Source organism: Aquimarina sp. I32.4, assembly GCF_002924285.1.
Lineage (GTDB): Bacteria > Bacteroidota > Bacteroidia > Flavobacteriales > Flavobacteriaceae > Aquimarina.
The window spans coordinates 49,011-57,365 of sequence record NZ_PGUB01000017.1 but is presented as its reverse complement, the minus strand read 5'-3'; the positions used below and the strand labels follow the sequence as shown (position 1 = coordinate 57,365).

Here is an 8,355-nt window from a genome sequence, read left to right as displayed (position 1 = left end):
AACATATCTTTTTAAGACCAAAAGCTACAGAGGGGTCAATATGACCAGAATGGGGGTCAGTATCCATAGAATATCCATTATAGCGGAGGAACTGAAGCAACTGGACCGTATGTGGTACTAGGGAAACATAACTTCAAATTGAAATCTTATACCCAAAGAGTTGCTAAAGGTGTAGGAAAGACTCTTGTTGTTCTGATAATACCTTTTGCTCCAAATCATATAAGCTTAAAAAAGTTCTCAGGAACAATATCTCTTGAAGAGCAAACCTTTTATAATGTCAATAAAGAAATAGCATTGAGTATGATATCGAGTGGTTTTACGCAGATTATTTTAATGTGTGACCATTATAATAGTCAACAACCTCTTAAGGAATTGGCAGATACACTTGCCTCAAGCTATAGAAACCAAAAAGTAGATGTGTATTATGCAGGTAACGGTTATGCAAAAGCAAGGGGATAATTGAAAAATCAATTAAAAAACGAAACATAGCTGCAGGAGGACATGGTGGTCATTGGGATGTTTCTGAAATAATGTCCATTTCAAAAAAGCATGTTCGGCCAAATTTGTTTGGCATTGGTGATACAATTAAGGGAGGAAATGCACAACTTGATCGTCGAGGTGTCTCAGGTAATCCTAGAAAAGCTAATGCAAAAGACGGGCGACAATATGCAGATTTGAGGGTTAAATTGTATATAGAAGAAATTAAAAATCACATAGAAACTTTTAGACAGGAGGAATGAAAATTCACATAAAATCAGGAGTTCCTCATCTTATTAAAATAGTGTGGTTGAATGTGACAAAACCAAGTCCTGTTGTATACCAAATATACACTACTTACTTTGCCAAAGGTAAGGCATGTTACAAACTTGAATACGTTTATTTGACGTAAGAAGACTTATCTGTTTTTGTCTTTATCCGTTATGGGTATATAGTTGAGTTGATAAGAAAAACACAGGTTTTCAAAATTTTAAGTTTGAAGAGTAGGTCAATATAATCTATAACTAATATGACCTGTAATTTTGAATTTGGTAAGCTAGAAAATTCCTTTACATTGAAAATGCAAAACCTAACGAACGTCGTGATCTTTGATTACTTTAAAGATAACCGTTGAGTAAGAGTGTTTTTATAAAGCTAATGACAAAGTTTTAACTTAAATAATTATGTAATTTTGACTCCATAAAAATAAAAGGGATGATTAAGTTTTTTAGTATAATATCTATAGTTGGATTGCTGTTCAATGGTTGTAGTGATGGTAAATCGAATAAGTCAAATTCAAGAAGCTCTGAGGTTGAATCAGCTCATGTCTTGGCGTATCGAATGGAGACACCTGAAGGAAGAATTTATTATATGGAAGTTCATGAAAAGATACCATCTAAGAGTAATGTGTCTGAAGCAGTCGAATTGGGATTAAACAATAGAATTTATTCTTATAATGAGCACCCTTATACTTGGAGCCGTGATGATGCGACGATAACCAAATGGAGCGTAGACAAGGCTACCTTGGAAGTATCAAAGAACGGAGTTATTAGTTTTGCGCATTTAGGTATTTCGGGAGATGTTGCACCTCCCGTTTTTCTATCAGATACTCAGGCTTTTTTTTCAAAGCTTGCCGAAGGAGTGATCGTAGAGTGGAACCCTTCCAACATGAAGATCACAAAAGTTCACAATGTAGACCCACTTCCTGATGTTGGTGTGCAAATCGACTGGTATAAAGATTGGTTTAAATACCTTCTTTCAAATGGAAAAATTTTAATGTCTATTGAATTTGGTACACCTGTTTTCTGTTGTTCAGAGTATGTGAAACCAGGTGCAATGGTGGCAATTTTTGACCCTACAACCAGTTCTATCGAATATAGTAAGGATAACCGATTATATTCAAATGGACTTGACATTCTCTCAGATGAGAAAGGTACAAAGTATTTAACTCCTGGAAGAAGAAATGCTTTTGTAGCTCCTTACTTTAAGGAAAATGATGTGCCAAATCCTTTTGCTTTACTAAAACTCAATGATGATGGAACGTTTGATTCAGATTTTTATGTTGATCTGTCCAACGTCCTTCCAATTACATTTTATGCTTCTAGTACTTTTATGTTAGATAATAAGCTTGTTTTTACTTATGTAGATGCTAAGGAGTATAACCACCCAGATTCATATGACCAGAGGTGGTCGGTTTATGGAGGAGGTGATTTTAAGACGGTAGTACTGGATCTGGAAACACTGAAAGTAACCCCATTCACAGGACTTGATGAGGACTATGATTATACTCAATTTAATAATACAATTGATGGGGCAAAATATTTCTTTGCTGGTTATACTGATTCAGCATTAGACACAGAGTTTTCATTTTTCCTTAGACAAGATGGGTTTGATGATTTTAAAGTTGTTTCTTCTCACAAGGGGGGTACAATGCAACATATAGCAAAACTTTGGTAGCAATTTTACGTAGAAACAAATGAGCAGGAGTCTGTAATTTCTGGTTAGTCTTAAAAAAAAACCTCGGTTATATTTTAAATGTTAATACAGGGCGTTTTGCGTGATTTACTACATCTTCTCCAAGACTTCCGTTTATAAAATGTGATATTCCTTTTCTTCCGTGGGTGCTGATACCGATCATGCCAGCATTAATTGAATTGGCAAAGTTGAGGATTCCTTTTTCTACAGTGATATCGTTATAAATATTTAAGGTGTGGTTTTGTAGAGAGAGAGAAGAAGTCATTTTATTCATTTTTTCTTCAGTCTCATGTGTAGTTTTAAAACCGTTTGCAGTGTTGATCCAAACAAGATGAAGCTTTGCGTTGATGGATTTTGAAAATTCATGAGCGGCTAATAAGCAAGATTTGTCTTCGTCATCAAAATTTGTAGCATAAACAAAATCATTGATTTCAAAAATATCACAATCCTCTTTAATAACTAAGACAGGCTTTTTTGATGTGCGAACTATTTTTTCTGCATTAGAACCGATGAATAATTCTTCAAAACCAGTAGATCCATGAGATCCCATGATAATGATGTCAATATTGTTTTTGGTGCTAGAGTTGATAATACCATGCATTACATCTTCAAAACTTACAGTTTCTATGACTTCGATATCCTGTAAATAGTCTTGTTTGAGTACTTCTTCAAATTTTTTATGAGCCTGTTTCATAAAGAATATAGCCTCAGGGGCTGGTGCAGGAGCACCAGAAGACATAAGGTCAGTAAGGTGAATTGGTAGTTCTAGTATGTGAAGCAAAAAGATTTTAGAATCATTTCTTTTTGCAATTTGCGCAGCAACCTTCAGTGCGCTTTCTGCTTGTCTTGAGAAATCGGTAGGAACAAGTATGTTTTTTATCATAATATAACTTTTTTGAAAGGTGTATATGTTTACCGTTTTGTGAATTTAGAATCTCAATCTTGTCTAGATCGAAGCTTAAAGAAAAAGAGTCTATAATATGGTATCTTAAATTTACGAATAAATTCATTCTCAGCGATATTTTGTATCTAAGATATTATTACTATCTTTGCACCGTTGAAATTAAAAAACCAGAATGAGGGGACGAGAAGTCCCCTCTTTTTATCTATTTATGCCATTAAAGGACAAAGTTCAGAATTTATTAGAAGAGGCGCTTCAAGAGAATCCGTCTTTATTCTTAATTGAAAGTAAGATTAACTCAGGTAATAGTATTGAGATTATTATCGATGGTGATGATGGTGTTACTGTAGAGAATTGTATTGCTGTAAGTAGAGCAATAGAGCATAATTTGGATAGAGAAGAAGAGGATTTTTCTCTTCAGGTAATGTCAGCAGGGGTTTCAGAAGGAATTAAGCATGTTCGTCAATACAAAAAAAATATTGGTAGAAAGCTGAAAGTAAAAACAACTGAGCAAACTATAGAAGGGGAACTTGTTTCGGCAACAGAAGATGTAATTGAGTTGACTTGGAAAGCAAGAGAGCCAAAACCTGTTGGTAAAGGTAAGGTAACAGTTACTAAGGAAGCTGCTATAGCTTATAAAGATATTGTAGAAGCAAAAGTTATGATAACATTTTAATAATAATATATTGATATGGAAAATATCGCATTAATAGAATCATTTTCAGAATTCAAGGATGATAAATTTATAGATCGTGTTACATTGATGTCGATCTTGGAAGATGTGTTTAGAAATGCTCTTAAGAAGAAGTTTGGTAGTGATGATAATTTCGATATTATTATAAATCCTGATAAAGGAGATTTGGAGATATGGAGAAATCGTATCGTTGTTGCAGATGGAGAAGTTGAGGATGACAATCAAGAAATATCAATAACAGCAGCTAGAAGAATAGAACCTGATTTTGAGGTGGGAGAAGATGTGTCAGAAGAAGTAAAGCTTATTGATCTGGGAAGACGTTCTATATTAGCATTGAGACAGAATCTGATTTCTAGAATTCATGAGCATGATAACACCAATATTTATAAGCAGTTTAAGGAATTAGAAGGAGAGATATATACGGCAGAAGTGCATCATATTCGACATAGAGCGATAATTATGTTGGATGATGAAGGAAATGAGATTATCTTGCCAAAAGATAGACAGATCCCTTCAGACTTTTTTAGAAAAGGAGAAAATGTAAGAGGAGTTATTGAATCTGTAGAGCTTAAAGGTAATAAGCCATCTATAATTATGTCAAGAACATCACCTTTGTTTTTAGAAAAATTATTTGAATCTGAAATACCCGAAGTGTTTGATGGGTTAATCAGCGTTAAGAAAGTGGTGAGGATACCAGGAGAGAAAGCAAAAGTAGCTGTAGATTCATATGATGATAGAATAGATCCTGTTGGAGCATGTGTGGGTATGAAAGGATCGCGTATACATGGTATAGTGAGAGAATTAGGTAATGAGAATATTGATGTTATTAATTATACTAATAATTTACAATTATTTATTACAAGAGCACTAAGTCCTGCAAAAGTTACTTCTATAAAGATTAATGAAGAGACTAGTCGAGCAGAAGTTATGTTGAGACCAGAAGAGGTTTCAAAAGCAATAGGGCGAGGTGGTCATAATATAAGATTAGCGGGTCAGCTTACAGGTTTTGAGATAGATGTGTTTAGAGAAGGTGTTGAGGAAGATGTAGAGTTAACAGAGTTCTCAGACGAAATAGATTCGTGGATTATAGAAGAGTTTTCTAAGATAGGATTAGATACTGCTAAGAGTATTTTGGAACAGGATATTAGTGATTTAGTAAAGCGAACTGATCTTGAAGAAGAGACAGTAGGCGAAGTGATTAGAATTTTAAAATCTGAATTTGAAGATTAATAATCACAATTAATTATATTTGAGCATTAAATAATAAGGCGTTTATGGCTGAAGCAGGAACAATGAGACTAAATAAAGTATTACGCGAATTCAATATCTCGCTAGATCGAGCTGTTGACTTTTTGAATTCAAAAGGTCACGAGATTGATGCGCGTCCTACTACAAAAATTTCTTCAGAAATTTATAAGCTCTTGTTTGATGAATTTCAAACAGATAAGAGTAAAAAAGTGGCTTCAAAAGAAGTTGGAGAAGAAAAGAAGAAGGAGAAAGAAGCATTGCGAGTGCAAATCGAACATGAGCAGGAAGAAAGACGTAAGCGTGCTGAGGCTCGTGAAGTTGTGAAAGCTAAGGCTAAATTAAACGGACCTAAACAGGTGGGTAAAATAGAATTAGGAGCTAAAAAGAAAGAAGAGGGTGTAGAGCCTAAAAAAGAAGAAGTAAAAGAAACTCCTTCTGCTAAAGAAGTTCCTAAGAAAGAAGAAGTAAAAAGTTCTGAACCTGAGATGATTTCAAATAGGCCAAAAAAGCAAGGTTTGAAAATAACAAAACAGGCACCTCCTGCGCCAAAAGAAGTAAAGAAAGAAAAACCTAAAGAGCCAGAGGTGAGTAAAAAGGAAAAGCCTAAAGAGCCAGAGGAGCAACCTGTGGTTTCCTCAGAGCCAGAAAAAGTAAAGACTCAGTATAAAAAATTAGATGGTCCTAATTTTACAGGTCAAAAAATTGATTTAACTCAGTTTAAAAAGCCTGCTAAAAAGAAGGATGATAAATCAGATAAAAAATCTTCTGCAGGAGATGCTGCAAAGAAACGCCGTAGAAGAATAAGTAAAGATGGAAATCAAGGTTCTGGCGGAGGTAGACCTGGAGGTCAGTCTGGTGGAGGAAATCGAGGAGGAGGAAACCGTGGAGGTGGAAACCGTGGAAGAGGACCAGTAAAAGGAAAAAGACCTGCTGTTGTCAAGGAAGAGCCAAGTGAAGAAGAAGTACAAAAACAAGTAAGAGAGACTCTTGAGAAATTACAAGGGAAATCTAATAAGTCTAAAGCAGCAAAATATCGTAGAGATAAAAGAGATCAGCACCGTCAAAAAGCTGAAGATGATGTAGCGCAACAAGAACAAGAGAGTAAAGTGCTTAAGGTGACAGAGTTTGTTACTGTGTCAGAAGTGGCAACGATGATGAGTATATCTACTACAGAAGTAATCTCAGCATGTATGTCTCTTGGGATTATGGTAACGATGAATCAGCGTTTGGATGCAGAAACATTGTCTATAGTAGCAGATGAATTTGGGTATGAAGTAAATTTCGTAACAGCTGATATTGAAGAGGCTATAGAAGAAATTGTTGATGCCCCAGAAGATTTAGAAAATAGAGCTCCAATAGTAACAGTAATGGGTCATGTTGATCATGGTAAAACATCATTACTAGATTATATTAGAAAAGAAAATGTAATTGCAGGAGAGAGTGGAGGAATAACTCAACATATCGGAGCTTATGGAGTGCAATTAGATAATGGGCAAAAAATAGCCTTCTTAGATACTCCAGGTCACGAAGCATTTACAGCAATGCGAGCTCGTGGTGCTCAGGTAACGGATTTGGCGATTGTTGTAATTGCGGCAGATGATGATGTGATGCCACAAACTAAAGAAGCAATAAGCCATGCACAAGCAGCAGGAGTTCCAATTATATTTGCTATAAATAAAGTTGATAGACCTGAGGCAAACCCTGAAAAGATAAAAGAAAAATTAGCTTCTATGAATTTGTTGGTAGAAGATTGGGGAGGAAAAATTCAATCCCATGATATTTCAGCAAAAACAGGATTAGGAGTAAAAGAATTGCTAGAAAAAGTGCTTCTTGAAGCAGAAATACTTGAGCTTAAAGCGAATCCAGATCGTATGGCATCAGGAACAGTTGTAGAAGCATTCTTGGATAAAGGAAGAGGGTATGTGTCTACAATATTAGTGCAAACAGGTACACTACGTATAGGAGATTATGTTCTTGCTGGTAAAAATAGTGGTAAGATAAAGGCAATGCATGATGAGAGAGGGAATAATGTAAAAGTAGCAGGACCCTCTACCCCAGTTTCTATTTTAGGACTTGATGGTGCGCCACAAGCAGGGGATAAGTTTAAGGTATTAGAAGATGAAAGAGAAGCAAAAGATATAGCTTCAAAACGAGCGCAATTACATAGAGAGCAATCTGTTCGTACACAAAGACATATTACGCTTGATGAGATTGGACGTAGAATTGCGTTAGGAGACTTTAAAGAGCTTAACATAATCCTAAAAGGGGATGTAGATGGTTCTGTAGAGGCGTTAACAGATTCGTTCCAGAAATTATCGACAGAAGAAATTCATGTAAACATAATCCATAAAGCGGTAGGAGCAATAACAGAAAGTGATGTATTATTAGCATCTGCATCTGATGCGATTATTATTGGGTTTAATGTAAGGCCAGCAGGAAATGCTAGGCAAGTTGCAGACAAGGAAGAAATAGACATCAGAACGTATTCGATTATTTATGATGCTATTAATGATCTTAAAGATGCGATGGAAGGGATGTTGTCTCCTGTAATGAAAGAAGAAGTTACGGGTACGGCTGAAATTAGAGAGACATTTAAGATTTCTAAAGTTGGAACAATTGCTGGTTGTATGGTATTGACAGGTAAGATTTATCGTAATTCTGGAATCAGATTGATTAGAGAAGGAGTTGTAGTTTATACAGGAGAATTGGCTTCTCTTAAACGTTTTAAAGACGATGCAAAAGAGGTTGCCAAAGGGTATGATTGTGGATTGCAAGTGAAGAATTACAATGATATAAAAATTGGTGATGTAGTAGAGTCGTATCAGGAAGTAGCAGTAAAAAAGAAATTGTAGTATTTCTTTTAACTATAAATTTAAAAAGGCTAATAACTTTCGTTATTAGCCTTTTTAAATTTATAAGGATAGTGAGGATGTTTGCTGTGGTAAAAGGATAGTTTTTGTTGTTTTGAAAATGTTGTTTTGTGAGGTGCTACTAGTCTGATTAAATGTAAAAGAAGCTTATGTAAAGGCTGAAAATATGTTAAGAACAAGTTGCTTTCCTT

General features: G+C 35.1%; 7 protein-coding genes. 6 read left to right on the top strand and 1 reads right to left on the bottom strand.

Translation table 11 applies throughout. The features are described 5' to 3' along the window. Positions 1-72 precede the first annotated feature (72 nt). From CVD18_RS05895 to CVD18_RS05885, 3 genes are all read left to right on the top strand, one after another. A complete protein-coding gene (locus tag CVD18_RS05895) occupies positions 73-459 on the top strand; it encodes a creatininase family protein (RefSeq protein WP_103864517.1) in 387 nt (128 codons plus the stop codon). Positions 460-530: 71 nt separating this feature from the next. Next, on the top strand, positions 531-740 hold the full coding sequence (locus CVD18_RS05890) for a hypothetical protein (RefSeq protein ID WP_103864516.1): 210 nt from the start codon (positions 531-533) through the stop codon (positions 738-740). Between the two features lie 451 nt (positions 741-1,191). Then, a complete protein-coding gene (locus tag CVD18_RS05885; RefSeq protein ID WP_103864515.1) occupies positions 1,192-2,433 on the top strand; it encodes a hypothetical protein in 1,242 nt (413 codons plus the stop codon). A gap of 67 nt (positions 2,434-2,500) precedes the next feature. Here CVD18_RS05885 and CVD18_RS05880 read toward each other — a convergent pair whose 3' ends face one another. Beyond that, positions 2,501-3,334 (bottom strand): universal stress protein, encoded by an 834-nt coding sequence (locus CVD18_RS05880; RefSeq protein WP_369858584.1) that lies wholly within the window; start codon positions 3,332-3,334, stop codon positions 2,501-2,503. Between the two features lie 193 nt (positions 3,335-3,527). On the opposite strand from CVD18_RS05880, the gene rimP reads away from it, so the two are divergent. From rimP to infB, 3 genes are read left to right on the top strand one after another with little or no spacing between them, the layout of a single operon-like run. Next, positions 3,528-4,028, top strand: a complete 501-nt coding sequence (rimP, locus tag CVD18_RS05875) for a ribosome assembly cofactor RimP (RefSeq protein WP_233194484.1) — start codon at positions 3,528-3,530, stop codon at positions 4,026-4,028. A 15-nt stretch (positions 4,029-4,043) separates the two neighbouring features. After that, positions 4,044-5,276 (top strand): transcription termination factor NusA, encoded by a 1,233-nt coding sequence (gene nusA, locus CVD18_RS05870; protein ID WP_103864514.1) that lies wholly within the window; start codon positions 4,044-4,046, stop codon positions 5,274-5,276. A 44-nt stretch (positions 5,277-5,320) separates the two neighbouring features. Further along, the gene (gene infB, locus CVD18_RS05865; RefSeq protein ID WP_103864513.1) at positions 5,321-8,146 is read left to right on the top strand and encodes a translation initiation factor IF-2; all 2,826 of its coding nucleotides are present in this window, start codon (positions 5,321-5,323) and stop codon (positions 8,144-8,146) included. Positions 8,147-8,355 lie beyond the last annotated feature (209 nt).